This is a genomic window from Streptomyces sp. NPDC006476 (assembly GCF_040612015.1).
GTDB lineage: Bacteria > Actinomycetota > Actinomycetes > Streptomycetales > Streptomycetaceae > Streptomyces > Streptomyces griseorubiginosus_B.
Genome location: NZ_JBEXPK010000014.1, coordinates 57,211 through 84,174 on the forward strand (window position 1 = coordinate 57,211; position 26,964 = coordinate 84,174).

The window sequence follows — 26,964 nt, forward strand, 5'->3', positions numbered from 1 at the left end:
CCCACGGCCGGGCCGAACCCCGTCCCGCCACCGCTGATACCCGCAGGGCATGACAGCGGCCCGAAGAGGTCTTGGACGCCCCGCCCCGACCGCCCGCACGCTGAAGTCGACGTTTTCGACACCCCTTTGAGGAGCACATCCGATGAAGGTCTTCCTGACCGGCGGGTCCGGTTACATCGGCAAGGCGACGATCGCCGCCCTGATCCGGCACGGGCACACCGTGGAGGCGCTGGCCCGCAGCGAGGACGCGGCCCGTACGGTCGGCGAGCTGGGGGCCGTACCGGTGACCGGCGGTCTCGGCGACCTCGACGTGCTGAACGCCGCCGCAGCCCGCGCCGAGGCCGTCGTCCACCTGGCGCAGGCCGACACCGGTGAGGCCGATCTCGCGGCGGCCGGAGCCCTGCAGGACGGAATCGGCTCCGGCACGTACGTCCACACCGGCGGGACCTGGGTGTACGGCGACACGGACGGTGTGGCCGACGAGACCGCCCCGTGGAACCCGCCGCCCGTGGTCGCCTGGCGCCACCCGGTCGAGGAGGCGGTCCTGCGGCGGGCGGAGCGCGGCGGGCGCCCGGTCGTCGTCCAGCCCGGCCTGCTGTACGGCGGGGAGAACCGCCTGATCGACCTGTTCTTCACCGCCCCCGGCAGGCAGGCGGGCGCCATCCCCTACATCGGCGACGGCGGCAACCAGTGGGCGCTGGTCCACGTCGACGACGTGGCGGAGCTGTACGTCGCCGCGCTCGGGGCCCCGGCGGGAGCGGTGTACGTCGGCGTGGGCGGGGTGAACCCGACAGCCAGGCAGGTGGCCCTGGCGCTGAGCCGGGCGGCGGGCATCGCGGGGAAGATCGTCTCGATCTCCCTGGACGAGGCCCGTGAGCGCATGGGCGCCATCGCCGACGCCTTCGCCCTCGACCAGCGGTTCACCCCGGCCCGCGCCCGCACCGAGCTGGGCTGGACGCCGGTCCACACCGACCCGCTCGCCGATCTCGAACGCGGCTGACCGGATCAGCCGGCGGCGGGAACCGGCTCGCGCACCATGAACACGTCCACCGGATCCTCGCTCTCGACCCGGAAACCATGCCGTTCGTAGAGCCGGAGAGCCGGGCTGCCCCGCAGCACGTTCAGCCGGATCGGCGCGTCGTCGCGGTCGTGCCGTTCCAGGAGCGTGCCCAGCACGGCCGAACCGATGCCCCGGCCCTGGAGCGCGGGGTCCAGGTAGAAGTGCTCCAGCCAGTGGGCGTCCTGGGCGGGCCGCAACGCCACGCAGCCGGCGAAGGTGCCGTCGACCTCGATCACCCAGGTGTGCGCCGGGACGAACCCGTCCCGCAGCCGCTGCCGTACGCGGTGTTCGTCATAACGGCCGAGCCGTTCCAGGTCCGGTCGCATGACCTGCGCCCGCAGCTCAGCCACCGCCTCGAGGTCCGCCGCCGAAGCCGGCCGTATCTCCCAGTCCGCCATGATCGGGATGCTATCCGGCCGCTCCCCGGCCGCCGTCGGGCCGGTTCTGCCGCGCGAGAGCGAGGGCGATCTCCACGAAGTCGCGGATCAGGGGCGAGCGGCGGACCGCCGTCCACGCCAGGCACACCTGGCTGGGCCCGATGTCCTCCACCGGCACGGCGACGACGTCGGGCCGCGGGTAGAAGCCGGCCGTCGACAGCGGGAGCACGCACACCCCGGCCCCGGCGGCGACGAGTTCCAGCTTCTCCTCGACATGGCGGATGGGCGGGTTCCCGGGCCGGTCGGCCCGGCGCAGTTCCAGCGCCACGTCACGCCACTCGGGCACCGCCTCCGGGTCCTGGAGCAGGTGCTCGGCGGCGAGGTCGGAGACGGTGACGGCCTGCTTGCCCGCCAGCCGATGTCCGACGGGGAGCATGACGACCCGCGGCTCCTGGAACAGCGGGCGTACCTCCAGGCCCTGTTGGTCGACAGGCAGCCGGACGACGCTGACGTCGGCCCGTCCGTCCCTGAGCACCTCGACCTGGTCGTCCCAGCTGGTGCGCAGGAGGCGGACGCCGAGGCCGGGACGGCGGGCCGTCAGCGCGCGGACCTCGGCGGTCACGGTGATGCCGGGCATGAAGCCGATGGTGAGGGTCGGCACGCCGGTGGCGGCGTCGGCGACCCTCCTGACCAGTGCCTCGGCGGAGGCGAGGAGTGGACGGGCGTCCTCGAGGAGCTGTTCGCCGACGGCGGTGAGCTCGGTGCCGCGGTGGTCCCTGCGGAGCAGCTCGGCGCGCAGCTCGTCCTCCAGCGCGCGGATCTGCCGGGAGAGCACCGGCTGGGCGATGTGCAGCCGCTCCGCCGCGCGCCCGAAGTGCAGCTCCTCGGCCACGGCCACGAAGTAGCGCAGCTTGCGCAGGTCCACGTCCATGCGTCACCGTCCTTCCTAGGCCAGGATCTCCTGTTCGGCCACCGACGCGGCATGTCCTCGCACATGGTCCAGGAACCGCCCGGAGCTCGGCGGGAGCGTGCGGGAGGTCAGCCAGGCGATGCCGATGTCCCGGGCCGCCTCCACGTCGGTGACCTGGAGGTAGGACGGTCCGCCGGCGGGCGCGGCGGCGTGCGGGCGTGGGACGAGCGCGACGCCCAGGCCCGCGCTGACCAGGCCGCGCAGGGTGGCGACCTCGTCCCCCTCGAAGCCGACCCGGGGGCTGAAACCGGCCTCGCCGCACAGTGCTTCGGTCACCGAGCGCAGGCCCTGCTCGTGCCGCAGCAGGATGAAGGGCTCCTCGGCGACCTCGGCCAGCCGGGCCCGGCGGCGCTGCGCCAGCCGGTGCCCGGGAGGCACGGCCAGCCACAGCGGCTCGACCAGCAGACGGCGCCAGGTGATCAGGGGGTGGCCGGGGTCGCCGGCCGTGAGGAGCAGGTCGGCGGTGCCGTCCAGCAGGGAGGCGACGAGGACGGCCTCACTCCCCTGGCGCAGTTCGAACCGGGAGAGCGGGAACCTCTCCCGGAAGCCCGTGATCAGCGGGGGCAGCAGCCAGGTGCCCAGCGAGTGCAGGAAGGCCAACGGGATCAGGCCCGCTTCGGGGGCCACGGTCTCGTGGACCGCGCGCAGCCCCCGGTCGAGGCGCTCCAGTGCCGCGTCCGCGTGTTCCTTGAAGGCGCGTCCGGCCGGTGTCAGCCGCAGCACGCGCCCCACCTGCTGGAAGAGCTCGGCGCCGACCTCGTGCTCGAGGCGGCGCAGCGCCCGGGAGAGGGCCGGCTGGGTCATGTGCGCCTCCTCCGCGGCCTGGGTCACCGTCACACCGTCGGCGACCGCGACGAAACAGCGCAGTACCTGCACGTCCATGCGATCCATGTTACCGGTACATGGGTTTCCCCGTATCGAGTCATTGGACGCATGGAAGTGCGGGGTCCACTCTGGGGAGGGACAGGGCGACCGGCGGGTCGCGATCCGGACACGTCATGGAGCGACGATGAGTACCCAGTGGAAGCCGCAGGCCAACCAGTTCGAGACCTCGGCGCGCGGACGGGCCGTCCTGGCCGATCCCCGCCTCAACCGCGGTACGGCGTTCACCGAGCGGGAGCGCCGGGACCTGGGCCTGGACGGACTGATCCCGCCCCGCGTGCTGACCCTGGACCAGCAGGCCGACCGGGCCTACGGCCAGTACTCGGCCCAGCCCACCGACCTCGCCAAGCACGTCAACCTGGCGGCCCTGCACGACCGCAACGAGGTGCTGTTCTACCGTCTGCTCAGCGACCACCTCTCGGAGATGCTGCCGATCGTGTACACGCCGACGGTCGGCACGGCCATCGAGCGGTACAGCACCGAGTACCGGCGTCCGCGTGGCATCTACCTGTCGGTCGACGCACCCGAGGACATGGAACGCGCCCTGCGCGCCTCGGGGCTGGGCGCCGAGGACGTCGACCTGGTCGTGGCGACCGACGGCGAGGCCATCCTGGGCATCGGCGACTGGGGCGTGGGCGGCATCGACATCTCGGTCGGCAAGCTCGCCGTCTACACGGCCGCGGCCGGGATCGACCCCGCCCGCACCCTCGCCGTCGTCCTCGACGTCGGCACCAACCGCAAGCAACTCCTCGACGATCCGCTCTACTTGGGCAACCGTCACCCGCGGGTGGACACGGAGACGTACGACGCCTTCATCGAGCGCTACGTCACCACCGCCGAACGTCTCTTCCCCGATGCGCTGCTGCACTTCGAGGACTTCGGACCGGCCAACGCGCGCCGCATCCTCGACCGTTACCGGGGCGGGCACTTCGTCTTCAACGACGACGTCCAGGGCACGGGCGCGGTCAACCTGGCCGCGGTGCTGTCCGGCGTACGGGCCAGCGGGATGCCGCTGCCCGAGCACCGGGTGGTGGTCTTCGGCGCCGGTACGGCGGGCATGGGCATCGCCGACCAACTGCGGGACGCCATGGTCGCGGAGGGGCTGAGCCGTGAGGAGGCCACCGCCCGCTTCTGGGCCGTGGACCGCTACGGGTTGATCACCCGCGACCAGGAGGGACTGCGCGACTTCCAGGCCCCCTACGCCCGTTCCGCCGACGAGGTCGCCGACTGGCGGCGGGACGACAAGGTCCAGGGCATCTCGCTGGAGGAGGTCGTCCGGCGGGTGCGGCCGACCGTGCTGATCGGCACCTCCGGCCAGGGCGGTGCCTTCACGGAGAGCATCGTGCGGGAGATGGCCGCGCACACCGAGCGCCCGATCATCCTGCCGATGTCCAACCCGACCCGGCTCGCCGAGGCGGTGCCCTCGGAACTCCTTGACTGGACGGACGGGCGGGCGCTCGTCGCGACGGGCAGCCCGTTCGAGCCGGTGACCAGCGGCGGGGTGACCTACGAGATCGGCCAGGCCAACAACGCGCTGATCTTCCCCGGCCTCGGTCTCGGCGCCGTCGTCGCCCGCGCCACCCGTGTCACCGACTCCATGCTCTCCGCCGCCGCCCACGCCGTCGCCGAGCAGGTCGACTCCACGGACCAGGGTGCCTCCCTCCTCCCCCACACCCGGGACCTGCGGCGCACCTCCGCCGCCGTGGCGGTCGCCGTGGCGCGGGCGGCCGCCGAGGACGGTGTCGCCCGCGAGACCGTGGACGACGGCATCGAGGAGCGGGTGCGCCGGGCCATGTGGGAGCCGGTGTACCGGCCGGTGGTGGCGGTCTGAGGTGCCGGGGACAGGGATCACCATGAGCAGCGAGACCATCGACCGCGGGCCCGGCAGGAGGTTGTTCGCGGCGACGAGGGCCGTCGTGAGCGAGGACGACCGGCTCGTCCCTCCGCTGCTGATGCTGACCCTGCTCAGTGGTGTGATCGACGCGGTCAGCCTGCTCGGTCTCGGCCATGTGTTCGTGGCGAACATGACCGGCAACCTCGTCCTCGTCGGCCTGTCGCTCACCGGCGCGCCCGGGTCCTCGCCCACGGGTCCGCTGGTGGCGCTCGGCGGCTTCGTGGTGGGCGCCCTGCTGGTGCGGGCGGTGGCGCCACGCCAGGTCGGCCATCGCACGCTCCTCGGCATCTGCGCCGCGCTGGAGGCGGCCCTGTTCGTCGCGGCGGCCCTGGTGTGGTCGTACGACGATGTCGCGGTGCTGCCGATCCTGCTGGGCGCGGTGGCGCTGGGCATGCAGAACGCGGCGGTACGACGGCTCGGCCTGGCCGGCCTGACGACCACGGTGATGACCAGCACCCTGACCGGCCTGGTCGCGGGCCGGGCCGAGGAGCGCACCGCGTCGACCTCCCGCCGACAGGCGCTCAGTGTTCTCACCCTGGTCGCCGGTGCCGCGCTGGGCGCGGTGACCGTGCGGTCGGCCGGCACGCCCTGGACGCTGACGGCGGTCGCCGTGCTCGCGGTCGTGGTGGCGGTCACCGTGCTCGCGGGTCCGTCCGCCGAACGGGACGGATGACCGTCGCTCAGCCCGCGTTGGGCCGGGCGAGACCGATGTCGTACGCGAAGATCACCGCCTGGATGCGGTCGCGGGCGCCTATCTTCGCCAGGACACGGCCGACGTGGGTCTTCACGGTGGACTCGGAGAGCACGAAGTGCGCGGCGATCTCGCCGTTGGTCCAGCCCTTGCCGATCGCTTCCAGAATCTCGCGTTCGCGGTCGGTGAGGCTGGTCAGTCTCGGGTCCTCGTCCGGATCGCGGCAGGGGGCCGGCCGGTTCTGTGCGTACTCGTCGAGGATGCGGCGGGTGAGGGCGGGGGCGATGACGGCGTCGCCGGCGGCCACCGCGCGGATGCCGGCGAGGAGTTCCTCGGGGCGGGCGTCCTTGAGGAGGAAGCCGCTGGCCCCGGCGCGCAGGGCGGCGTGGACGTACTCGTCGAGGTCGAAGGTGGTCAGCACCAGGATGCGGGAGCGGTCGCCGGCGGCGACGATGCGGCGGGTGGCCTCGATGCCGTCCATGCCGGGCATCCGGACGTCCATCAGGACGACGTCGGGGCGCAGTTCGGCGGCCTTGCGGACGGCCTCGGCGCCGTGCGCGGCCTCGCCGACCACGTCGGTCTCGGGGACCGACTCCAGCAGGATGCGGAAGCCGTAGCGCTGCAGCGGCTGGTCGTCGACGATGAGCACGGTCGTCACTCGGTACCGCCCTGGGGAGTGAGGTCGAGGGTGGCCCGGACGCTCCAGCCGCCGCCGGGTGCCGGGCCCGCGCTCACGTCGCCACCGTAGAGAGCCGCCCGTTCGCGCAGACCCACCAGGCCGTGTCCTTCCTCGCCCGGCGGTCCGGGCAGCAGAGCGGGGCCGGTGTCCTGGACACGGATGGTCAAGGAGGTGTCCTCCACGAGGATCGCCAGGTGGACCCGGGTGTCGGGGCCGGCGTGCTTGAGGGTGTTGGTAAGGGCTTCCTGAGCGATCCGGTACACCGTCAACTGCACCCCGCTGTCGAGGGTTTCCACGTCCCCGGCGGTGCGGTAGACGACCTCCAGACCGGCCGCGCGCACCCCGGCGCACAGGGCGTCGATGTCGGCGAGGCCGGGTTGCGGGCTGAGCGCGGGCTCGGCGTCGGACGTGCCCGCGGTCTCGCGCAACACGCCGAGGACGCGCCGCAGTTCGCTCAGCGCCTGGCGGCCGGTGTCGCCTATGAGCTCCAGGGCCTCCTTGCCGCGTTCGGGGGCGAGGTCGGTGGCGTATCTGCCGGCGTCGGCGAGGGTGATGATGACGGACAGGTTGTGGCCGACGATGTCGTGCATCTCGCGGGCCACCCGGGCCCGTTCGGTGGCCACCGCCAGCCTGCCGCGCTGGTCGCGCTCGATCTCGAGGCGGGCCGCCCGCTCGCGCAGCCCGGCGAGCTGGGCCCGGCGGATGCGGACCGTCAGCCCCAGCGCGAGGGCCGCGGTCGCCGTGCTCAGCAGGAAGAACAGGGCGTCCCACACCGACACCGCGTGCGACACGCGCAGCGCGACCACGGTCAGGGCACCCGCCATGACCGCGCAGGCCCACGGCAGTTGTCGTAGCCGCCCGTGCAGCACCAGGCTGTAGAGGGCGATGAACAGGGCGAAGTCCGCGCGCAGTCCGGCGCCCAGTGCCCACTGGAGCAGAAAGACGGCCGTGATGACGCCGAAGGTCATGAGCGGCCGTCGCCGCCGCCACAGCAGCGGCAGCACCAGTCCGACCTGCACCGCCAGCATCGCCGGCAGGGACAGGTCGGTGAGGGCGAGGCGGAGCCGGTGCGGTCCGTCGTCGTCCGTGGCGGCGCCGGTGGCGTGCATCAGGTCCGGCACGCAGAACAGCAGGAAGACCAGGACCACGACCGCGGTGTCCAGCACCCACGGCCGCGCCCGGTCGGCCTGCCGCAGCCGCTGGCCGGCCCGGGCGAGCCGGGCGACCAGCGGCCCCAGCCCGCCGGCGTCGTCGAAGGTCACGGATGTCACCCGTCCATGGTGCAGGTGCTCAGACGTCGCTGCGCACCAGCCGGTACGCCGCTCCGGCCAGCGCGAGGACCGTCCAGCCGAGGAAGACCCACAGTCCGGCGCCGGGCGAGAGGCTGGTGGCGTCGTGGGTGAGGGCGTACATCGACTCGCCGGCGTTGCTGGGCAGGTAGGGGCTGATGTTGTCCTGCCAGGAGCTGGGCAGCAGCGTCACCAGGCCCGGGATCAGCATCAGCGTGGCGACCAGCACCGAGATCCCGCCGGCCACCGAGCGCAGCAGCATGCCCAGGGCCGCGCCGACCACCCCGACCAGGCCGAGGTAGAGCCCGGCGCCGAACAGGGCACGGACGACACCGGCGTCGGAAAGGCTCATGGCGGCCGGCGTGCCGGAGACGATGCCGCTGCCGATCTGGAAGGTGACGAACGCGCCGACCGTGCCGACGACGAGCACGACCACGCCGTACAGGGCGGCCTTGGACCACAGCACGGGCAGCCGGCGCGGCACCGCGGCCAGCGTCGAGCGGATCATGCCGGTGGAGTACTCGCCCGCGGTGACCAGGACACCGAGGACGCCGAGGGCCAGCTGGGCGAAGTTCGTGCCGAACAGGGACAGTTCCACGCCCGTCCGGCTGGCGAAGTCCTTGTCGAGGGTGCCGGAGTCGTAGCCGGACTTGTAGCGGGCCGTGGCGATCAGCCCGAACGCGACGAGGAACAGCAGCCCGAGCCCCAGCGTGATCCAGGTCGAGCGGAGGGACCACAGCTTGGCCCACTCCGAGCGCAGCACTCCCGCCGTGGTGACCCGGTAGGCGGGGCGTTCGGGGGTGGTGGTGCGCGGTGTCTCGGTGGTCGCGGTGATGGTGGTCATGCCGCCCTCCCGGGGATCTCGATGGCGGTCGTGGTGCCGTGGTACTCCACCGCGTCCCTGGTCAGGTCCATGAAGGCCTGCTCCAGCGACACCGTGCGGGAGCTCAGCTCGAACAGGGCGATGCCGTGCTCGGCCGCCTTCAGGCCGATCTCGCGGGCGGTGACCCCGGTGACCTGCAGCTCTTCGGAGCCGATGTGTCCGGTGATGTCGACGCCGGGTCCGGCCAGCACCTCCCGCAGCCGCGCCGGGTCCTGGGTGGCCACCGTCACGGTGTCACCGCCGGCCTGGCGGACCAGGTCCGACACGGTGGTGTCGGCCAGCAGCCGGCCCCGTCCGACGATGATCAGGTGGTCGGCGACGAGGGCCATCTCACTCATCAGATGTGAGGAGACGAAGACCGTACGGCCCTCCTCGGCGAGCGAGGTGAGCAGGTTGCGGATCCACAGCACGCCCTCCGGGTCGAGCCCGTTGACCGGCTCGTCCAGCATGACCGTCTGCGGGTCGCCCAGGAGGGCAGCCGCGATGCCGAGCCGCTGCCCCATGCCGAGCGAGAAGGCGCCGGCCCGCTTCCGGGCCACACTGCCCAGTCCCGCGAGCTCGATGACCTCGTCGACGCGGCCGCGCGGGATGCCGTGGGTCAGCGCCAGTGCCTTGAGGTGGTTGTAGGCCGAGCGGCCCGGGTGGATCGACTTCGCCTCCAGGAGCGCGCCGACCTCCTGAAGCGGCGCGCGGTGCTGGGCGTAGCGACGGCCGTTGACCGTCACGGAACCGCTGGTCGGGGCGTCCAGCCCGACGATCATGCGCATGGTGGTGGACTTGCCCGCGCCGTTGGGTCCCAGGAAGCCCGTCACCGTGCCCGGCTTGACGACGAAGTCGAGCCCGTCCACGGCCGTCTTCTCCCCGTACCTCTTGGTGAGCTGCTGTGCCTCGATCATCCGCGTGCTCTCTCTCGGTCCGCGGCACCCGTCGGCCGCCGCACCTCACACGCTAAGGAACCGGACCCTCCGATCCGGTGGTACCGCGGTTCGATCTAGGCCGGGCGGGTGGTACCGGGGTACTACGCGGGCTCGCACCCCCGGGGTCGGTCGCCGTCGTCGTTCAGCACGAGATCGAGCAGTCCGGGAAAGCGCGCCTCGAACTCCTCGCGGCGCAGCCGGTTGACGCGCCGGGGCCCTTCGTCGCGCTGCTCCACCAGGCCGGCAGCGCGCAGGACGGAGAAGTGGTGGCTGAGCGCGGCCTTGCCGACCGGCACGTCGAAGCTTCCGCAGCTGCGGCTCCAGTCGGCGGAGCCCGCGAGCTCGCGGATCAGCCGCAGGCGCACGGGATCGGCCACCGCGGACAGCGCGGTGAGCACGGAGACGTCCTCGGGATCGGTGTGCACCGGTGCCGCGCGGTGACCGCCGCCCACAGCCTGCTTCGCCATGCCCCTCTCCCCGTCCCCCGTCGTCCCGCCCACGCCGCTTGCCGAGTGTTCGATGGATATCTTACAGTCCCAGTGTTCGCTTTCCATTGAACACTGGCCGATGAAGACGACCGAGAGGCGGGGACGACCCATGCGCGCAGTCGAGTTCCAGGAGTACGGCGGCCCCGAGGTGCTGAAGGTCGTAGCGGCAGACATCCCCGAACCGCAGGCCGGACAGGTGACCATCGACACGGCCTATGTCGGCGTGAACTTCGCGGACCTCAAGGCACGCGCCGAGGGCTACCGGGTGCCGTCGCTGCCCTTCCGCCCCGGTCTGGAGGTCTCCGGCCGGGTCCGGGCCGTGGGCGAAGGCGTCGAGGGTCTGCGTCCCGGCCAGGAGGTCGTGGCGCTCGTCGAGGGCGGGGCGTACGCGGAGGTCGTCCTCGCCGAGCCGGCCACCGTCTTCCCGCTCCCCGAGGGCCTGGACCTGCGGACGGCGGCCACGCTGCCCACGGTGCTGCCGACGGCGCACGCCCTGCTCCACGAGGTGGGCCGGCTGCGCGCCGGGGAGAGCGTGCTGGTGCACGGCGCGGCCGGCGGCATCGGCACGGCGGCCGGACAGCTGGCCCGGGCGGCCGGCGCCGGCGCGGTCTACGGCGTGGTCTCCTCCCTGGGCAAGGCCGAGCACGCGCTCAAGCACGGCTACGACGAGGTGTTCACCGCCGACACCTTCTCCGAGGACGTGCGTCGCGCCACCGGCGGCAGGGGCGTCGACCTGGTCCTCGACCCCGTCGGTGGCGACACCCTGCGCCGCGGCCTCGAAGCGCTGGCCGTCTTCGGACGCCTGGTCTCCTTCGGCAACGCGAGCGGAGCCGAGCCCTGGCGGGTGGGCCAGCCGGAGCTGTACCCGTACGGCAGCTCCGTCGCCGGATTCTCCATCCTCGCGCTGGCCCGGTCCGCGCCCGAGGAGCTGCGCTCCCTGACCGAGCGAGCCTTCCGCAAGGTCACCGACGGCACGGTGAGCCTTCCCGTCACCGCGGAGTTCGATCTGTCGGACGCGGCCGAGGCACACCGTCTGATGGGCGGGCGCACCTCCACGGGCAAGCTGCTGCTGCGCGCCACCGACTGAGCAGCGCCTGCGGTCAGGCGGCGTGGCGGCGGACGGCCCCGATGAGGTGGTCGACGTCCTCCGGGGTGGTGGCGAAGGACGTGACGAGGCGGACGACGCCCGGCTCCCAGCGGTCGTGGTAGAAGGCGTAGCCGTCGGCCAGGAGTCCGTCGATGACCTGCCGGGGCAGACGGCAGAAGAGGATGTTGGCGTCGGCGGCACCGAGCAGTCCGACGTCGGGCACGGCCTTCAGGCCCTCCTGGAGACGGGCCGCCATGGCGTTGGCGTGCGCCGCGTTGCGCAGCCACAGGTCGTCGGTGAGATAGGCGTCCAACTGGGCGGCGTGGAAGCGCATCTTGGCGGCGAGCTGACCGGCGCGCTTGGCGCGGAAGGACAGTTCGGCGGTGAGTGAGCGGTCGAAGACGACGATCGCGTCGGCGGTCATGGTGCCGTTCTTGGTGGCCCCGAAGGACAGCAGGTCGACCCCGGCACGCCAGGTCACGTCGGCGGGCGCACAGCCGAGGGCGGCGACGGCACCGGCGAAGCGGGCACCGTCCATGTGCAGACGCAGCCCGGCGTCCTTGGTGATCGACCCCAGGGTGCGTATCTCGTCCAGGCTGTAGACGGCACCGGTCTCGGTGGCCTGGGTGACGCTCACCACGGAGGGCTCCACACTGTGCACGTCCCCGGCCTTGTGCCGTACGGCGGCGCGCAGTTCCTCGGGATCGATCCTGGCGTCGGATCCACCGAGCGGCACGAGCTTCGCGCCCGCGGTGTAGAACTCGGGCGCCCCGCACTCGTCGTTGTTGATGTGGCTGTCCCGGTGGCACAGCACGCTGCCCCAGGGCGGGGTGAGCGCGGCGAGGCTCAGGGCGTTGGCGGCGGAGCCGGTGGAGACCAGCAGGAGGTCGACGTCCCGCTCGAACACCTCGCACAGCCGGCGCCGGACCGTGGCCGTGATGTCGTCGGCGCCGTAGGGCAGGGCCTGGCCCGCGGCGGCCCGGCTGACGGCCTCGAGTACTTCCGGGGAGGCGCCGGCGGTGTTGTCGCTGCTGAAGACACGGGCTGCGGGAGGAGCGGAGCTCATGATGGTGTCCTTACGGTCCGTCAGGTGCGGGGGTGTTCGCTGACCGCGGGTCGCGCTCGCCCGGGTCCGCGGCCTCGATGAGCTGGCGCAGGGCGCCGAAGTAGACCTCGTGATCGGTCACGGCGGGCACGATCGCGGCGAGGTTGGCGGTCAGCGCGGGGAACCGGTCCGGGTCGAGGGCGGCCAGGGCGGTGCGGGTGGCCGCCCGGGCGGGTCCGGGGTCGCGGTGGTCGACGAAGCCGGCGCTGCCGAGGGTGAGCAGATACATCCGCCGGTACGCGGCGATCGCCTCCTGCGGGGTCATGCCGGCGGCGAGACTGTCGGCGAGCTGCGGCTCGACCAGCCGCGCCAGCAGATTCGGGCCGAGCCACGGGCGCGTCCCGCGCAGGGCGAGCAGGCCGGGATGGGCCGCCAACAGCTCGTACAGCGCGGTGAACCGGGCTTCGGTGGCGGCGGCCCACTCGGTACCGGGCTCGACATCGGGCAGCCTGGCGGCCACCTGGTCGACGCACAGGTCGAGCAGTCCCGCCAGGTCCGTGCAGCGCCGCTGGAGGGAGGCGAGCGAGATCTCCAGCCGCACGGCCAACGCCCGGAAGGTCAGCGCCTCGGGCCCGCCTTCGTCGAGGAGCCCGAGGGCGGCTTCGGCGATGCGCTCGGGGGTTGCACGGTCGAGAGCGGCGGAGTGGCGGGGCATACGGGTCAGTGTACGGTACGACGTATCGCTCATGGAGTGCGGCAGCGGTCAGTCGCTGGGGCGTCTGGTGGGCGGCGAGCGGGGCAGCCGTACCGCATGAAGCCCCAACCTCGTTTCTCGCTGGCCGCGACCACCCTTGACGCACCGAACGCCCGCGCGCTCGCGCACTTCTACCAGGGCCTGCTCGGCTGGCCGGTCCGGAAGGAGGAGCCGGACTGGCTGGAGATCGCGCCGCCCGACGGCGGCCAGGGGCTGTCGTTCCAGACCGAGCCCCTCTTCACTCGCCCCCAGTGGCCCTCCACCCGCTCCGACCAGCAGATGATGATGCACCTGGACATCGAGGTGACGGACCTCGCGTCAGCCGTCGAGCACGCCCTGGCGCTCGGAGCCACCATGGCGGACTTCCAGCCCCAGCACGAGGTACGCGTCCTGTACGACCCGGCCGGCCACCCCTTCTGCCTCTTCACGGCCGACGGCCACGACGCCTGAGCCCCGACCGGCATGACGGCCGGGCCGATGACGTGTCAACGACGGCTCAGTGGTGCGGAGGAGGGTTGCGGCGTGGGGTGATGACGGCGTTGGGCAGGGCGGGGGCGGGGAGGCGGCCTCCAGGGAAGTCCTCGAGGGTGCCGAAGCGGTCGGAGGAGGCCTCCCAGTCCTCGCGGGCCCGGGCGATGTCCTCGTGGCTGCGCCCGATGAAGTTCCACCACATGACGATCTCCTCCTCGAAGGGCGGGCCGCCGAGCAGGATCGTGCGTGCGGGCTCGTCCGATTCGTTGACCAGCGTCGAGGTGTCGGTACCGCAGGGGACGTAACCGAGATCGGCGGGGTGCAGCACGGTGTCCAACAGGCGGACGTCCCCTGCGTCCACGAGGAGTCCGTGCTCGACCGCCATTCGGCATCCGTGTACTCGGCGTCGCGCCGACGTTCATGCCGACCGAGGGGAACATGGCGGCGGCCGCCGCTGCGGGGGTCCCGCTGGACTCCGAAACGATCATGACGGTGATGCAGCCGGGCCCACTGGGCCGGCTCGGCGTGCCGGACGACATCGCGCGCGTGGTGCTGTTCTGCGCGAGCGACCTGGCGGCCTTCATGACGGGCAGCACACTCCTCGCCGACGCCGGTGAGACGGCCTGACCCCGACGCCGTACCCGCCGACCGCTCCGTGGAGGGCCCTCATGCTCCCGCCCCGCAGCAGCCCCACCCGTGACATCGTCGGATCGGCGCCGTCCCCGCCCTGGCGGGCGGCCTGATCATCAAGGTCTAGGTGAGGTCGGTCCGCTGAGCGGATGATCGGCCGGGGCCACCCCGCCATCGGCGGAAGCCGCGCAGTCGACCGTGACCGGGTCCGCCTCGTCCGCCGCCCCGGTCATACGGCGGCTCGCCTCGCCGAGCCCGTCGGCCAGCGCCCGCACCTGCTCGGGGCTGAGGGCGTCGAAGAGCAACTCCCGCACCAGCTCCACATGACCGGGAGCCGCCCGCTCCAGCAGGGCCATGCCCGCGTCGTCGAGTACGGCGTAGACCGCGCGTTCGTCACTCGGACAGGACCGCCGGCGCACCCATCCGGACTTCTCCATCTGCCCGATCTGATAGGTCAGCCCGCTCTTGGAGTTGACCAGGGCCCCCGCCAGCTCGGCCATCCGCAGCTCCCGGTTCGGCGCGCCACTGAGCCGGGCGAGGATCTCGTACTGCAGCCCGGAGAGACCGAAGTCGCGCTTCAGCCGCTGCTCGATCCGCCGGTACAGCAGCGCGTGGGCGTTGGTGAAGGCACTCCAGGCGCGCTTCTCCTCCTCGTTCAGCCATCGTGTATGACCCATGCCACCACCTTACCGTTCGTTCAAATTGGAACATCCGGTCCGGAGCCAAGGGGAGACACCTCGCGCTCGCCGGTACGGAGCCTGCTCAGCGCGGTGCGGGCGGCGGTGAGGCGTGCGGCGTCCTCCATGCGGCCGACGAGGTCGTCGGCGAAGTCGGGCAGGGGGTCCCGGTCCGGTAACCGGGCGAGCGCGGCGCTGTGTCGGCGGGCGGCTCGGCGGATGTTGCGCAGGACGTTGGTGGCGATGCCGTACAGCCAGGACCGCAGGCTCTCGTCCGCGGGCGTGGCGGTGTCCCGGTCGAGGCCGGCGGCCTCGGGTCTGAGTCGCTCGCGCAGCCGCCAGGCCTCCAGGAAGGTCAGGGACACCACGTCCTCCGCGGTGCCCCGGTCCCCGGTCAGCCGGGCGGCATGGCCGTAGACGGCCCGGGCGTGCGCGGTGAACAGCTCGGCGAACGCCTCGGGATCGCCCGCGCGTATCCGCTCACGTAGGGAAAGTTCCACAACCAGCTCTGTCCGCCCGGCCCGGGTCGTCTCTGTGGCGACGATCACATCATGCGTGGGCCGTCAGGGCGCGAGGCTCCCGTTGAGGGCGTCCGTGAGCAGGCTGCGGAGCTCCGGTTCGGTGACCGGGCGGGGGTTGGCGTAGGGCTGGGCCCGGGCCTGGGTGACGACCTCGTCCAGGTCCGCCTCGGTGAGGCCGAGTTGGGACAGGGAGCGCGGTGCTCCCAGCGCGGCGGACGTGCGGGCGAGGTGGTCGGGTACGTCGTCGGTGGCCAGCGCCCGGCGCAGGGACTGGTCTGCTTCCGTTGCCGCCGGGAGGTTGAAGGCGGCGACGTACGGGAGCAGGACGGTGTGGGTGGCGGCGTGGGGCAGGTCGAAGGTGCCGCCGAGGATGTGGCAGAGCTTGTGGTGCAGGGACATGGTGGTGGCGCCCAGGCACGCGCCGCACAGCCAGGCACCGCGCAGGGCGTCGGCGCGGGCGTCGGTGTCCAGCGGGTCGGCGGCGATCGCGGGCAGGGCCGTGCCCAGGGAGCGGACCGCCTCCTCGGCCATGGCGGAGACGATCGGCGAGGCGTCGGGGGCGTAGAGGGCCTCCACGGCGTGCGCGACGGCGTTGAAGCCGCTGGTGACCGACACCTCGACGGGGAGGCCGACGGTGAGGTCGGGGTCGTAGACCACGCTGCGGGGCAGGACGGCACGGTCGCGGCCGGTGCGCTTGCGGCCGTGCTCGGTCAGCCCCCACACGGGGGTCATCTCCGAGCCGGCGTACGTGGTGGGCACGCAGATCACGGGCAGCCCGGAGTCCAGGGCGATCGCCTTGCCCAGGCCGACGGTCGATCCGCCGCCGATGGCCAGACAGCCGTCGGCACCGGTGTCCCGGGCCGCCGCGCGGGCGGCCTCGGCGACCTCGACCGGGACGTGCATCCGGGCCTCGGTGAAGGTCCCGGCGCACGCGTCGCCGAGGAGGGTGGCCGCCTGCTCGGCGAGGGCGCGCTGACCGGGCGTGGACAGCACCAGCAGCCGGCGCAGCCCCAACCGCTGCGCCTCCTGAGGCAGTTGGCGCAGACTGCCGGAACCGAAGACGACCCGCATGGGCAGGGCCTCGTAGGTGAAGGTCATCGGGAGCCCTCCGGCGCCAGCACGATGTCGAAGCGGGCGTGCGCGAACGGCACGGCCACGCCGAGGCGTTCGGCGTCATCCTCGTCGCGGGACTCGGCGAACTCGGTGATCAGGCCGCTCTTCACGGCGAAGACGGCGTCGGAGTCGATGTAGGGGCTGTCGGCGACGAACACGTGCGTGGTCACCGGGAGATGGCCCGCCGCCTTCACGATGAAGTGGATGTGGGCGGGGCGGTAGGGGTGGCGGCCGGTGGCGTCGAGGAGGCGGCCGACGGGGCCGTCGGTGGGGATCGGGTAGTGGGAGGGGACGACGGTGCGGAACCAGTAGCGGCCCTCGTCGTCCGCGCGGAACAGTCCGCGTCCGTTGCCCGGCGGCTGGACGTCGGGCTGCTGGACGTCGTAGAAGCCCTGCTCGTTGCACTGCCATACGTCGAGCTCGGCGCCCGGCAACGGGGTCCCGTCGGCGGTGAGCACCCGGCCGGAGACCACGCATGCCCGGCCGGTGCCCAACAGGTCGATGGAATCGCCGAGTTCGCGGCTCGGGGACTCGGTCATGTGGAAGGGACCCAGGACCGTGCTCTCGGTGCCGTCCTCGGTCCCGTTGATGGTCTCCACCAGCATGGAGACGCCGAGGACGTCGGAGAGCAGGACGAACTCCTGCCGGGTGTCGTCGCACTTCTGGCCGACGGCGGTGAGGAAGTCGATCGCCTGCTCCCACTCCTCGATCGTGGGCTCGACCTCCCGCACGAAGTCGTGGAGGTGGCGGGTCAGGCTCCCCAGCAGCTCCCGCAGCCGCTGGTCCTTGGTGGTGCGGAAGCTTTCCACGACCGCGTCGGTGGCGGTCTCGACGGTGAAGTCCATGGCGTTCCCAGCTGTTCGAAGATCGCGGCCCAGTAGTTGATCCATAAACCAGTCTGCAGCGTACGCGTAGCGTTCGCCTGCGTGGCCGTAGAGCGTGTGTTCCCCGGGAAGCGGCCTGACCCGGCCTCTCCGCGAGCGGGCACGCCGGAGGACGACCGTCGCCCGGGGTGCCGCGGCGGCGGATACAGCCAGCCGGTGAGCGTCCCGCGGTGAGGGATCTCGACGCGCTCCAGTTGCTCGTCCGCGATGGCCACGGCCGCATCCTGCCACCGTGTCCAGCCGGCGGTCCCGGCGAGCGGCCGAGGGGCGTCCGCGTCGTCCCTGCCACAGTCGACCAGCCGGGTGAACGGCATGGCACAGTGCGGGCGCGCCGGCTCCCGCCTTCCGGCTGGTCCGACCGTCCGCTGCCGTGGTCCGATCTGTGGGCGGCTCCAGAGGGCCGTCGTCCGCTACCTTCTCGACATCCCCGGTGACCGCTGAACGCCTCGCAGGAGCCCGGGTGAACCCAGGGGGAACTCTTGGTCATGGCTTGTTGTGGACTCCTGTTCGTGCCGATTCCGGTTCCTAGGATGTGGTGATCACGTACGTACGACTCCGGAGGTCCGGATGCCGTTCTCCGGCCTCAGGCTGACCCCGCTCCGGCTGGGCGGGGCGCTCGGTCTGCTGCTGGTGCTCGCGCTGGTCGGCCTCTCGCTGGCCCGCTCCGGGGGCGGAGCCCACGCCCGGACCGCCTCCGACGGGCTGCCACACACCACCGTCGAGGTCTCGCCGAGCCGCTGCGGCCGCGGCTGGGACGACCCGGTCCCCGGCGTCCAGGTCTTCGACCTGCACAACACCACCGACGGCGCCGCCGAGGTCTTCCTGGAGGACCCGAGGAGCCAGGCCGTGTACGGCGAGGTCGAGGACATCGGCCCCGGCACGACCCGCACCCTGACCGTCCGTGTCGGCAAGGGCTCCTACGCCTTCAAGTGCGTGCCCGACGACGCCGACGCCGTCACCGGACCCACCGTCCGGATCAGCGGCGGCCGTCCGGGACCGGCCGCCGCCCCGGTCAGCGAGCACGACCTGATCTTGCCCGCGATCGCCTACCAGAAGTGGGTCGGCACCGGACTCTCCGACGTCGTACGGCTGACCACCACCCTGCGCGACGACATCGACCGCGGCGATCTCGCCGGGGCGCGCACCGACTGGCTGCCGGCGCATCTGGAGTACGAGCGGCTGGGCGCCGCCTACGACGCCTTCGGGGACGCCGACGGGCAGATCAACGGCACCGACGCGGGGCTGGCCGCCGGGGCGCGCGACAAGGACTTCACCGGGTTCCACCGGATCGAGTACGGGTTGTGGCACGGGCAGTCGGCGCAGGAACTCCGCGGCCCGGCCGGCGCCCTGGTGAAGGCCGTCACCGCGTTGCGCGACGACTGGGCGCAGACCCGGATGGACCCCGCCCAGCTCGGGCTGCGGGCGCACGAGATTCTGGAGAACACCGTGCAGTTCGAGCTGACCGGCCGGACCGACTTCGGCAGCGGCAGCAACCTCGCCACCGCCCGCGCCAACCTCGACGGCACGCGCGAGGTGCTCTCCCGGCTGCGGCCGCTGCTCACCACCCGGTACGCCGATCTGCCCGGCCTGGACAAGGAGCTGGACCGGGCCGGGCAGACCCTGGACGGTTTCCGGCACGGTGGCACCTGGACGCCGCTGGACCGACTGAGCCGTACGCAGCGCGAGGACGTCGACGCGGTGTTCGGTGATCTGGTGGAGCGGCTGGCGTCGGTGGCGACCCTGTTCGACCCGCGGAGGACGGTGTGAGCACGCACGAGCAGCCGGGCGGAGTCGGCCGGCGCCGGTTCCTGCGCGGCGCGGCCCTGGCGGGAGCGGGGCTGGCCGCGGGTGGCGCGGCCGCCCCCGGCGCGGCGACGACCGCCTCCGACGCGGCCACTCCCCCGATCGCGCCGTTCCACGGCGTCCACCAGGCCTCCGTGATCGCCAAGCCCCGCAGGTGCACGGTGTTCGCCTCCCTCGACGTGACCGCCGAGAACCGCGCCGAACTGACCGACCTGCTCAGGACGGTCACCGAGCGCGCCCGCTTCCTGACCGCGGGCGGCACCCCCGACCCGGTCGGCATCACCGCCCCGCCCGCCGACTCCGGCGTCCTCGGCGAGCAACTGCCGTCCGGGGCACTGGCGGTGACCGTGGGCGTCGGCGCGTCGCTCTTCGACGACCGGTTCGGGCTGGCCGAGCTCAGGCCCCGCCGTCTGACAGCCATGCCGTCCTTCCCGGACGACGACCTCAGGGCGGACTGGTGCCACGGCGACCTCAGCCTGCAACTGCACGCCGACGACACCGACACCGTGCTGCACGCCCTGCGGGACATCGCCCGGCACACCCGCGGCGGGATGCAGGTCCGCTGGCGCCTGGACGGCTTCTCCAGCCCGCCGAGGCCCTCCGGCACCCCGCGCAACCTGATGGGCTTCAAGGACGGCACCGCCAACCCGGACCACACCAGTGCGCGCGAGATGGACCGGCTGGTGTGGGTGGGCCGCTCGCTGGGCGAGCCGGACTGGGCCGTCGGCGGCAGCTACCAGGTCGTCCGGCTGATCCGGATGCTGGTGGAGTTCTGGGACCGGGTCTCGCTGAACGAGCAGGAGCGCATGTTCGGCCGCTCCCGTGAGTCCGGCGCGCCCCTGGACGGCGACGCGGAGCACGACACGCCGAGGTACACCGACGACCCCAAGGGCGACGTCATTCCGCTGGACTCCCACATCCGGCTCGCCAACCCCCGTACGACGGCCACCGCCGACCAGCGCGTCCTGCGCCGCGCCTACAACTACGACCGGGGCATGGACGGCAACGGCAACCTCGACATGGGGCTGCTGTTCTGCTGCTACCAGCAGGACCTGGCCCGGCAGTTCGAGACCGTGCAGCACCGGCTGTCCGGAGAGCCGCTGACCGATTACATCAGCCCCTTCGGCGGCGGCTACTTCTTCGCCCTGCCCGGCGTGCGCGACAGCGGGGACTGGTACGGGCGCGCCCTGCTGACCTGACCGCGTATCACCTGACCGTGTATCACCTGACTGTGTATCACCTGGCCTTGTATGGACAACTTCTTAGCCCGATCGGTCAATACACAGTCAAGGTTTGTCCCAGCATCCCTGACCCGGTGTTCACCCTCGCGCCATCATGTCTCCGCCGAAGTGCCCCGCGCACGGCGGAGCATCCGTGCCGGTAAGACGCACCGACCTTCATGCCCGGAGGGTGAACCAGCATGGCCAGCACTGGAAGACGAACGGCGACGAGGAGCCTTGGGGCAATGGTGGGGGCCGCCGCGCTCACCGTCCTCGGCAGCAGCGCCCCCACCTGGGCGGCCGTACCCGCGGGCCACCCGGGCCACTCCTCGACCGCGACGCCGATCAAGCACGTCGTCGTGCTGTTCGACGAGAACATCTCCTTCGACCACTACTTCGCCACCTACCCGAAGGCCGCCAACACCGACGGCACGAAGTTCACGGCGTCCAAGAAGACGCCGAAGAACATCGACACGCTGGCGCACGCGGGTCTGCTGACGAAGAACCCCAACCAGTACCTGCCGAAGCGGCTCACCCCCGCGCAGGCCCTGACCTGCGACCAGAACCACTCCTACGGGCCGGAGCAGTACGCGGCGGACGGCGGCAAGGCCGACCAGTACGTGCAGAACACCGAGGTCGACAAGTGCAGCGGCGGCCTGTTCGGCGAGCCGGGCCTGGTGATGGACTACTACGACGGCAACACCGTCACCGCGCTGTGGAACTACGCCCAGCAGTACTCCCTCAGCGACCGCTCCTTCAGTTCGGTCTACGGTCCCTCCACGCCCGGCGCGCTGAACCTGGTCTCGGGGCAGACGCACGGTGTCGTCTCCGTCGACCCCACGACCGGCAAGCAGACCTCGACCCCCGACTCGTACGCGGTCAAGTCGCCGGACGCCAAGGGTGTCGGCACGGTCATCAACGACCCCGACCCGGCCTTCGACGACTGCTCCGACAAGGACCGCACCAGCGCCAGCGCGCTGGCCGCGATGCAGGGCAAGAACATCGGTGACCTGCTCAACGCCAAGAAGGTGACGTGGGGCTGGTTCCAGGGCGGCTTCCGGCCGTCCACGGCCTGGGACGGCAAGTCGGGCGACTACGCCAAGTGCGACACCGCGCACGCGAACATCGGCGGCGCCTCCTCGGTCGACTACAGCCCGCACCACTCGCCGTTCCAGTACTACAAGTCGACGTCCAACCCGCACCACCTGCCGCCCAGGAGCGTCGACGAGATCGGGCACAACGGCCAGGCCAACCACAACTACGACCTGACCGACTTCACCGCCGCGGTCAAGGCGGGCAAGCTCCCGGCGGTCAGCTTCGTCAAGGCCGGCGAGTACCAGGACGGCCACGCCGGCTACTCCGACCCGATCGACGAGCAGCACTTCCTCGTCAGCCAGATCAACGCGCTCCAGAGCTCGCCGCAGTGGAAGTCGACGGCCGTCGTCATCGCGTACGACGACTCCGACGGCTGGTACGACCACGCCTACGTCGCCCCGCGCAACGGCTCCACGGACACCTCGCTCGGTTCCAACAACAAGGCCACGGACAGCCCCGCCTGCCAGGCCGGTCCGAAGGCGTCCGGCGGCTACGCGGACCGCTGCGGCCCCGGTACCCGTCAGCCGCTGCTGGTCATCTCGCCCTACAGCAAGGTCAACAAGGTCGACCACACGCTGACCGACCAGTCCTCCATCATCCGTTTCGTGGAGGACAACTGGCACACCGGCCGTATCGGGGACCACTCCTTCGACGCCACGGCCGGTTCGCTGTCCGGCATGTTCGACTTCCGGCACCCCAACGACAAACAGGTGCTGCTGAACGCGAACGGCTCGGTGAAGTCGGTCGGTCCGATCCGGCACATCGCCCCGGTCTCCACGCACATCACCCCGGGCCCGGCGATGCAGAACACCGCCGCGAGCACCGAGGCCTCGCAGTACCCCACCCTGGCGGTGGGCCTGGGCGTGGGCGCGCTGCTGGCCGCGGGCGCCACGGGCACGTACCTGACGATGCGCCGCAGGCAGCACGGCGCCGCCTGATGCCAACCGCATGACCAGTGGGGCCCGGTCCTTCCGGAAGGACCGGGCCCCACTGCGTGCGACGCGCTCAGCGCGTGCGCAACGCCGTGAGGGCGGCGTCGAGGTCGCTCGCAGGCGGGCGGTTGTGGGGCAGCTTGGCGAGCAGGGCCGCCATGCCGCACGTGTTCGTCAGGGCGGAGACGACCAGACCGGCCGCGACAGCGGCGGCGAGCAACCGCAGGGCCGGGTGCACCAGCAGGCCGAGGAGGAGGCCGAGCAGGACCACGCTGCCCGCGGTGAAGCGGACCTGACGCTCCATGGTCCAGCCGGCCCGTGCGGCGGGACGGTGCAGTTCATGGCCGTCGGCGGCCCAGGCGGCGGTGCCGCCGGCGAGGGTGGCGGTGGCGACACCGTGTTCGGCCAGGAGCCGGGAGGCGGTGTCCGAGCGGGCGCCGGACGCGCAGACCACAAGGACGCCGCCCCGGTCGGCGGCACCGCGTATCTCCGGCAGCGCGCGACGGACGTGGTCCAGCGGGATGTTGAGTGCGCCCGGGAGATGACCGGAGGCGTATTCGCCTGGCGTGCGGACGTCGATGACGGTGAGGTCGGGCAGCCGGGTGCGGGCCTGGCCGGGGTCGAGGGCGAGGGGGGTGGTCATGGCAGGTGTGATCCTTGTGATCCGGTAATGGTCGACGCCGTCCCGAACCGGGACGTACAGTACCCCTAGGGGTATTGGTCGAGGAGTGATGGTGGAACTGGAACTCGAGGGCGCGGACCTGAAGTCCGTGCTGAACCGGCTGCGGCGCGCACAGGGTCAGATCTCCGGGGTGATCCGGATGATCGAGGAGGGACGCGACTGCGAGGACGTCGTCACGCAGCTCGCCGCCGCCTCGCGCGCCCTCGACCGGGCCGGTTTCGCGATCATCGCCACCGGTCTGCAGCAGTGCCTGACCGATGTCGAGTCCGGCCGCAGGAACGGTGAGGACACCGAACAGATGCGGGCCCGGCTGGAGAAGCTGTTCCTGTCACTGGCGTGAGACGGGCGGCCGTTGCGGTCACAGCAGCGCGTCCAGCAGCATGAAGGCCGCCACGAGCAGCAGGACGACGGCGAAGATCCGCTGAAGCGCGATGCCGGACACCTTGGCCGCCAGCCGCTTGCCGTCCCAGGCGCCCAGGATCGCGGCCCCGACGAACGGACCGACGACGGCCCAGTCCAGGCTCTGCGCCGTACGGCCCCGCATCGCCAGTGCCGCCAGCGAGTTGACGGTGATGACGAGCAGGCTGGTGCCCACCGCCGCCCGCATCCGCAGGCCGAGCACGCCCACCAGCGCGGGCACGGCGAGGAAGCCGCCGCCGACACCGAGGACACCGGTGACCGCGCCGAGACCGGCACCGGCCGCCGTCGCGCGGCCCGGACGCACCGCCACGGCGCCCTGCAGGGCGGGCCGCGAGCCCAGCATCCGTACCGCCGCCGCTCCCGCCATCACCGCGAAGCCCGCCGTCAGCACCGGCTGGGGCACGCTCCCGGCGAGCGCGCCGCCCAGCATCGCCGGGCCGGTTCCGGCGGCCGCGAACAGCAGTCCCGTACGCCAGCGCACCTGGCCGTCGCGGGCGTGCGCGGACAGGGCGGTGGCCGAGGTGAGGGTGACGATGACCAGGCTCGCGGTGGTGGCCGCGACCGGGGTGAAGCCGAGCAGGTAGATCAGGGCGGGCACGGCCAGGACGCTGCCGCCGCCCCCGAGCACGCCGAGCGCCAGCCCTATGGCGCCGCCGGCGACCAGGGCGAGGACGACGGCGGTCACGCGACGGTGCCGTTGCGGCCTCGGGCGTCCACCACCGGCAGTCCGGAGGCGGCCCAGTCCCGCATTCCGCCGATGACGTCCACGGCGTCCGCTCCCCGCGCGGCGAGCAGGTCGGCGGCCTGCCGGGACCGGTTGCCGGAGCGGCAGATCACGACCAGCGGCCGCGCCTGCGCCCGCGCGGGGAGCCCGGCTCCGGCGACCAGCGCCGAGAGGGCCAGATGCACGGCCCCGGGCGCGTGCCCGGCCTGCCATTCGTGGGGTTCGCGGACGTCCAGCAGGACGGCGTCGCCGCCGTCGCCGGTCCGGGCGGCGGCCTTTTGGACGCTCACCCGGCCCGGACCGCCCCGGCCCCGCCGGAAGAGACTCATCATGCTGTTCACTTCGTTCCCTGCTCCCTGCTCCCTGCTGGGGTGGCTCAGCCGTTGCGGACGACGAGCCCGGCCTGCTCGGCCGCGTCGAAGCCGTCGTCCACGGCGACGACGTCACGGCCCGCGGCGTCCAGCAGGGAGGCGGCGACGGCGGCGCGCATACCGCCCGCGCAGTGCACCCAGACCTGGCCGGCCGGGACCTCGTCGAGGCGGCGGTGCAGGGTGTGGACGGGAAGGTGCACCGAGCCCTCGACATGTCCGCCCGCGCGTTCGGAGTCACGGCGGACGTCGAGGACGACGACGCCGTCGCGGGGATGCGCGGCGAGGTCGGCGAACGTGGCGCGCCGGAAGGAGGCGGGCCGTTCGCCGGGGCGGAGCCAGTCGGCCGGAGCGCCGGTCGCCGCGGCGGCCGGACGGTCGATGCCGACCCGGGCCAGCTCGCGCTGCGCGGCGGCCAGTTGCTCGGCCGACTCGGCGAGCAGGGTGACCGGCTTGCCCCAGGGGATCAGCCACGCCAGGTAGGTGGCGAGCTGTCCCTGGGCCTCGAAGTTGAACGAGCCGGCGACATGCCCCTCGGCGAAGGCGACCCGGTGGCGCAGATCGACCACCCACTCCCCCGCGTCCAGCCGGCCGGCGATGGCTTCGGGGTCGGCCTGGGCGGGCGGGGTCAGGTCGACGGGCGCGGGGCCGGCGGCATTGGCCGGTCCCATGTGCGTGTAGTAGGCGGGGATGTCGTCCAGGCCGGCCAGCAGCCCGGCGACGAAGGCGTCCACGTCCCGGGTGAGGGCGTCGTTGGACGCCTTCTCCTTGCCGATGGTCGTGTCGCCGCCGGCCGTCTGGGCGGACGAGCAGAAACTGCCGAACCCGTGCGTGGGCAACACGGCCGTGCCGTCGGGCAGTTCGGCGGCCAGGCGCCGGGCGGAGGCGTGCTGGGCCCGGGCGAGGCGTTCGGTCAGCCGCGGCTCGACCAGGTCCGGCCGGCCGACGGTGCCGATCAGCAGCGAGCCGCCGGTGAAGACCGCGACGGCCGTGCCCTCGTCCTCCAGGACGTAGGAGATGTGGTGCGGGGTGTGGCCGGGGGTGGCCAGCGCGCGCAGGCCGAGCCCGGCGTCGACGGCCACGCTGTCGCCGTCGTGCACCGGGGTGCGTTCGAAGGAGACGTGGGCCGCGGCGGGGACCAGGTAGGCGGCGCCGGTGACGCGGGCCAGTTCCAGGCCGCCGCTGACGTAGTCGTTGTGCACGTGCGTCTCCACGACGTGGGATATCCGCACCCCGCGCCGCGCGGCGACGGTGATCACCCGGTCGATGTCGCGCGGCGGATCGACCACCACGGCGGTTCGCTCACCGCCCGCCAGGTAGCCGCGGTTGCCGAGGCCCGGCACCTCGATGACGTCGACGAAGAACACGACCTGCTCCCTTCCGTTCGATCATTCGGGAAAGCGAGAATTCGAAAATTACCCCCTGGGGTATATGGACGACGGTAGCACGGATACCCATGGGGGTATTTTCTCGGGAGCCCGGTGTCCGGTCAGGCGGTGCGGTTCAGGCGTTCGACCCGCGCCGCGGCCGTTTTCGCGCGTCGGCCGGCCTCGCGTACGCGGCGCTCGGCGGCCCGAGCCCGTTCGCGGGCCTCGCGGACGGCGGTCCCGGCCTGTCGCTGCTCCTCCTCGAGCCGGCGCAGCTCCTCGCTCAGTTCGCCGACGCGCCGCCGTAGGGCATCCGCCCGCTCCTCGGCCTCCCGGATCCGCCGGTCGGCCTCGGCCGCCTCGTCCCGGCCGGCTCTGAGCTCCGCCTCGGCCTGCTCGGCCTCCCGCCGGGCCTCGTCCAGACGGCGGCGGCGCTCGTCGGCCGCCTTGTCCGCGCGCCGGGGCGTGGAAGGAGGCGGCGCCGGCCGACGGGCGGGCGGGGTGCGGCGGGCGGTGGCGTCGGTGGAGGCGGCGGGGAAGCCGACGGTCGGGCCGAAGGGCTTGACCAGTCGTCCGGTGGCCCATTCCCGTCCGGCGTCGGGGTCGGCGAGGACGGTCTGCAGCATCGCCTCGATCTCGCGCTGGACGTCGTCGCCGATCGGGTGGCCGGCCTGGTCGGCCAGATGGCGTGCCTGCCGGGACAGGGCGTTGATCAGAACGTGCTGCCGACGGCTGAGATCGCGCAGCTGCGCCCCGTCCAGGTCGTGGTGGGCCTGGCGCAGCGCCTCACCGAGCCGCAGCAGCGGTTCGACGTCCTCCGGCTGCCGCCGTACCAGGAGGTTGCTGGCCCAGGCCGCCAGGCTCGGGCGGCGCAGCCTCCCGATCCGCTCGGCGAGGGCCCGGTCGCCGCTCTCCCGGGCCGCGGCCGCGCGGGCCTGCCGGGCGGCGGTGAAGTCCTCCGGCCGCAGCCCGTACAGCTCGTCGGCGACAGTGTCCAGGTCCACCAGCGTCCTCTCCGGTCACCTCCCGGGTTTCACACCT

Annotated in this window: 29 protein-coding genes and 1 pseudogene; 10 read left to right on the forward strand and 20 right to left on the reverse strand. The window is 72.6% G+C overall.

Annotated features, from left to right (window positions below):
* Positions 1 to 142 precede the first annotated feature (142 nt).
* Positions 143 to 1,000 (forward strand): NAD-dependent epimerase/dehydratase family protein, encoded by an 858-nt coding sequence (locus tag ABZZ74_RS17690; RefSeq protein WP_356765797.1) that lies wholly within the window; start codon positions 143 to 145, stop codon positions 998 to 1,000.
* Between the two features lie 5 nt (positions 1,001 to 1,005).
* Here the strand turns inward: ABZZ74_RS17690 and ABZZ74_RS17695 are convergent, their stop codons facing one another.
* Genes ABZZ74_RS17695 through ABZZ74_RS17705 form a run of 3 tightly spaced genes read right to left on the reverse strand, consistent with a single transcriptional unit; the run spans position 1,006 to position 3,289 of the window.
* The gene (locus ABZZ74_RS17695; protein ID WP_356765799.1) at positions 1,006 to 1,458 is read right to left on the reverse strand and encodes a GNAT family N-acetyltransferase; all 453 of its coding nucleotides are present in this window, start codon (positions 1,456 to 1,458) and stop codon (positions 1,006 to 1,008) included.
* Positions 1,459 to 1,468: 10 nt separating this feature from the next.
* Entirely contained in the window at positions 1,469 to 2,368 is a 900-nt protein-coding gene (locus ABZZ74_RS17700) for a LysR substrate-binding domain-containing protein (protein WP_356765801.1), read from the reverse strand.
* 15 nt (positions 2,369 to 2,383) lie between these two features.
* A complete protein-coding gene (locus ABZZ74_RS17705) occupies positions 2,384 to 3,289 on the reverse strand; it encodes a LysR family transcriptional regulator (protein WP_356765803.1) in 906 nt (301 codons plus the stop codon).
* A 127-nt stretch (positions 3,290 to 3,416) separates the two neighbouring features.
* Between ABZZ74_RS17705 and ABZZ74_RS17710 the strand changes: the two genes are divergently transcribed.
* Positions 3,417 to 5,120 (forward strand): NAD-dependent malic enzyme, encoded by a 1,704-nt coding sequence (locus ABZZ74_RS17710; RefSeq protein ID WP_356765805.1) that lies wholly within the window; start codon positions 3,417 to 3,419, stop codon positions 5,118 to 5,120.
* 22 nt (positions 5,121 to 5,142) lie between these two features.
* On the forward strand, positions 5,143 to 5,856 hold the full coding sequence (locus tag ABZZ74_RS17715; protein WP_356765807.1) for a YoaK family protein: 714 nt from the start codon (positions 5,143 to 5,145) through the stop codon (positions 5,854 to 5,856).
* A gap of 7 nt (positions 5,857 to 5,863) precedes the next feature.
* On the opposite strand, the gene ABZZ74_RS17720 is transcribed toward ABZZ74_RS17715, so the two are convergent.
* The 5 genes from ABZZ74_RS17720 to ABZZ74_RS17740 form a co-directional block, all read right to left on the reverse strand.
* A complete protein-coding gene (locus ABZZ74_RS17720) occupies positions 5,864 to 6,532 on the reverse strand; it encodes a response regulator transcription factor (protein ID WP_356765809.1) in 669 nt (222 codons plus the stop codon).
* Entirely contained in the window at positions 6,529 to 7,824 is a 1,296-nt protein-coding gene (locus ABZZ74_RS17725) for a sensor histidine kinase (RefSeq protein ID WP_356765811.1), read from the reverse strand. Before ABZZ74_RS17725 ends, ABZZ74_RS17720 begins: the two co-directional genes overlap by 4 nt.
* Before the next feature lie 19 nt (positions 7,825 to 7,843).
* Positions 7,844 to 8,686 carry an ABC transporter permease gene (locus ABZZ74_RS17730; RefSeq protein ID WP_356765813.1) on the reverse strand — a complete coding sequence of 281 codons (843 nt, stop codon included), beginning with the start codon at positions 8,684 to 8,686 and terminating at the stop codon, positions 7,844 to 7,846.
* Positions 8,683 to 9,621 carry an ATP-binding cassette domain-containing protein gene (locus ABZZ74_RS17735; protein ID WP_356765815.1) on the reverse strand — a complete coding sequence of 313 codons (939 nt, stop codon included), beginning with the start codon at positions 9,619 to 9,621 and terminating at the stop codon, positions 8,683 to 8,685. The genes ABZZ74_RS17730 and ABZZ74_RS17735 overlap by 4 nt, the downstream gene beginning before the upstream one ends.
* Positions 9,622 to 9,743: 122 nt before the next feature.
* On the reverse strand, positions 9,744 to 10,109 hold the full coding sequence (locus ABZZ74_RS17740) for a helix-turn-helix transcriptional regulator (RefSeq protein ID WP_356765817.1): 366 nt from the start codon (positions 10,107 to 10,109) through the stop codon (positions 9,744 to 9,746).
* Positions 10,110 to 10,239: 130 nt separating this feature from the next.
* Here ABZZ74_RS17740 and ABZZ74_RS17745 point away from each other — a divergent pair, with 130 nt between their 5' ends.
* Positions 10,240 to 11,217 (forward strand): zinc-binding dehydrogenase, encoded by a 978-nt coding sequence (locus ABZZ74_RS17745; RefSeq protein ID WP_356765819.1) that lies wholly within the window; start codon positions 10,240 to 10,242, stop codon positions 11,215 to 11,217.
* Between the two features lie 13 nt (positions 11,218 to 11,230).
* Here the strand turns inward: ABZZ74_RS17745 and ABZZ74_RS17750 are convergent, their stop codons facing one another.
* Together ABZZ74_RS17750 and ABZZ74_RS17755 are read right to left on the reverse strand one after the other, a co-directional pair.
* A complete protein-coding gene (locus ABZZ74_RS17750) occupies positions 11,231 to 12,283 on the reverse strand; it encodes a low specificity L-threonine aldolase (protein WP_356765821.1) in 1,053 nt (350 codons plus the stop codon).
* Positions 12,284 to 12,293: 10 nt separating this feature from the next.
* Positions 12,294 to 12,977: a TetR/AcrR family transcriptional regulator C-terminal domain-containing protein gene (locus ABZZ74_RS17755; protein ID WP_356765823.1), complete on the reverse strand. Its 684-nt coding sequence runs from the start codon at positions 12,975 to 12,977 to the stop codon at positions 12,294 to 12,296.
* Between the two features lie 96 nt (positions 12,978 to 13,073).
* Here ABZZ74_RS17755 and ABZZ74_RS17760 point away from each other — a divergent pair, with 96 nt between their 5' ends.
* Positions 13,074 to 13,466, forward strand: coding sequence for a VOC family protein (locus ABZZ74_RS17760; protein ID WP_356765825.1), 393 nt, complete (start codon positions 13,074 to 13,076; stop codon positions 13,464 to 13,466).
* A gap of 46 nt (positions 13,467 to 13,512) precedes the next feature.
* On the opposite strand, the pseudogene ABZZ74_RS17765 reads toward ABZZ74_RS17760, so the two are convergent.
* Positions 13,513 to 13,869, reverse strand: a pseudogene (locus tag ABZZ74_RS17765) (pirin-like C-terminal cupin domain-containing protein); the annotation flags it as partial.
* A gap of 38 nt (positions 13,870 to 13,907) precedes the next feature.
* Here ABZZ74_RS17765 and ABZZ74_RS17770 point away from each other — a divergent pair.
* The gene (locus ABZZ74_RS17770) at positions 13,908 to 14,114 is read left to right on the forward strand and encodes an SDR family oxidoreductase (RefSeq protein WP_356765827.1); all 207 of its coding nucleotides are present in this window, start codon (positions 13,908 to 13,910) and stop codon (positions 14,112 to 14,114) included.
* Positions 14,115 to 14,233: 119 nt separating this feature from the next.
* Here the strand turns inward: ABZZ74_RS17770 and ABZZ74_RS17775 are convergent, their stop codons facing one another.
* From ABZZ74_RS17775 to ABZZ74_RS17790, 4 genes are all read right to left on the reverse strand, one after another.
* Positions 14,234 to 14,794 carry a MarR family transcriptional regulator gene (locus ABZZ74_RS17775; protein WP_356765829.1) on the reverse strand — a complete coding sequence of 187 codons (561 nt, stop codon included), beginning with the start codon at positions 14,792 to 14,794 and terminating at the stop codon, positions 14,234 to 14,236.
* A 20-nt stretch (positions 14,795 to 14,814) separates the two neighbouring features.
* Positions 14,815 to 15,294 carry an RNA polymerase sigma factor gene (locus ABZZ74_RS17780; protein ID WP_356765831.1) on the reverse strand — a complete coding sequence of 160 codons (480 nt, stop codon included), beginning with the start codon at positions 15,292 to 15,294 and terminating at the stop codon, positions 14,815 to 14,817.
* A gap of 63 nt (positions 15,295 to 15,357) precedes the next feature.
* The gene (locus ABZZ74_RS17785; RefSeq protein ID WP_356765833.1) at positions 15,358 to 16,413 is read right to left on the reverse strand and encodes a maleylacetate reductase; all 1,056 of its coding nucleotides are present in this window, start codon (positions 16,411 to 16,413) and stop codon (positions 15,358 to 15,360) included.
* Positions 16,410 to 17,273, reverse strand: a complete 864-nt coding sequence (locus ABZZ74_RS17790) for a dioxygenase (protein ID WP_356765835.1) — start codon at positions 17,271 to 17,273, stop codon at positions 16,410 to 16,412. Before ABZZ74_RS17790 ends, ABZZ74_RS17785 begins: the two co-directional genes overlap by 4 nt.
* A 606-nt stretch (positions 17,274 to 17,879) precedes the next feature.
* On the opposite strand from ABZZ74_RS17790, the gene ABZZ74_RS17795 reads away from it, so the two are divergent.
* The 3 genes from ABZZ74_RS17795 (at position 17,880) to ABZZ74_RS17805 (ending at position 22,368) form a co-directional block, all read left to right on the forward strand.
* The gene (locus tag ABZZ74_RS17795; protein ID WP_356765837.1) at positions 17,880 to 19,079 is read left to right on the forward strand and encodes an EfeM/EfeO family lipoprotein; all 1,200 of its coding nucleotides are present in this window, start codon (positions 17,880 to 17,882) and stop codon (positions 19,077 to 19,079) included.
* Entirely contained in the window at positions 19,076 to 20,314 is a 1,239-nt protein-coding gene (gene efeB, locus ABZZ74_RS17800; protein WP_356765839.1) for an iron uptake transporter deferrochelatase/peroxidase subunit, read from the forward strand. The genes ABZZ74_RS17795 and efeB overlap by 4 nt, the downstream gene beginning before the upstream one ends.
* Positions 20,315 to 20,535: 221 nt before the next feature.
* Positions 20,536 to 22,368, forward strand: coding sequence for an alkaline phosphatase family protein (locus tag ABZZ74_RS17805; protein ID WP_356765841.1), 1,833 nt, complete (start codon positions 20,536 to 20,538; stop codon positions 22,366 to 22,368).
* A gap of 67 nt (positions 22,369 to 22,435) precedes the next feature.
* Here ABZZ74_RS17805 and ABZZ74_RS17810 read toward each other — a convergent pair whose 3' ends face one another.
* Positions 22,436 to 23,005 carry a rhodanese-like domain-containing protein gene (locus ABZZ74_RS17810; protein WP_356765843.1) on the reverse strand — a complete coding sequence of 190 codons (570 nt, stop codon included), beginning with the start codon at positions 23,003 to 23,005 and terminating at the stop codon, positions 22,436 to 22,438.
* Between the two features lie 91 nt (positions 23,006 to 23,096).
* Between ABZZ74_RS17810 and ABZZ74_RS17815 the strand changes: the two genes are divergently transcribed.
* Positions 23,097 to 23,384 carry a metal-sensitive transcriptional regulator gene (locus ABZZ74_RS17815; protein ID WP_133049167.1) on the forward strand — a complete coding sequence of 96 codons (288 nt, stop codon included), beginning with the start codon at positions 23,097 to 23,099 and terminating at the stop codon, positions 23,382 to 23,384.
* Between the two features lie 18 nt (positions 23,385 to 23,402).
* Here ABZZ74_RS17815 and ABZZ74_RS17820 read toward each other — a convergent pair whose 3' ends face one another.
* The 4 genes from ABZZ74_RS17820 to ABZZ74_RS17835 form a co-directional block, all read right to left on the reverse strand.
* A complete protein-coding gene (locus tag ABZZ74_RS17820; protein ID WP_356765845.1) occupies positions 23,403 to 24,149 on the reverse strand; it encodes a sulfite exporter TauE/SafE family protein in 747 nt (248 codons plus the stop codon).
* Positions 24,146 to 24,517: a rhodanese-like domain-containing protein gene (locus tag ABZZ74_RS17825; protein WP_356766080.1), complete on the reverse strand. Its 372-nt coding sequence runs from the start codon at positions 24,515 to 24,517 to the stop codon at positions 24,146 to 24,148. The genes ABZZ74_RS17820 and ABZZ74_RS17825 overlap by 4 nt, the downstream gene beginning before the upstream one ends.
* A gap of 47 nt (positions 24,518 to 24,564) precedes the next feature.
* On the reverse strand, positions 24,565 to 25,923 hold the full coding sequence (locus ABZZ74_RS17830; RefSeq protein ID WP_356765847.1) for an MBL fold metallo-hydrolase: 1,359 nt from the start codon (positions 25,921 to 25,923) through the stop codon (positions 24,565 to 24,567).
* 122 nt (positions 25,924 to 26,045) lie between these two features.
* A complete protein-coding gene (locus ABZZ74_RS17835; RefSeq protein WP_356765849.1) occupies positions 26,046 to 26,927 on the reverse strand; it encodes a hypothetical protein in 882 nt (293 codons plus the stop codon).
* Positions 26,928 to 26,964 lie beyond the last annotated feature (37 nt).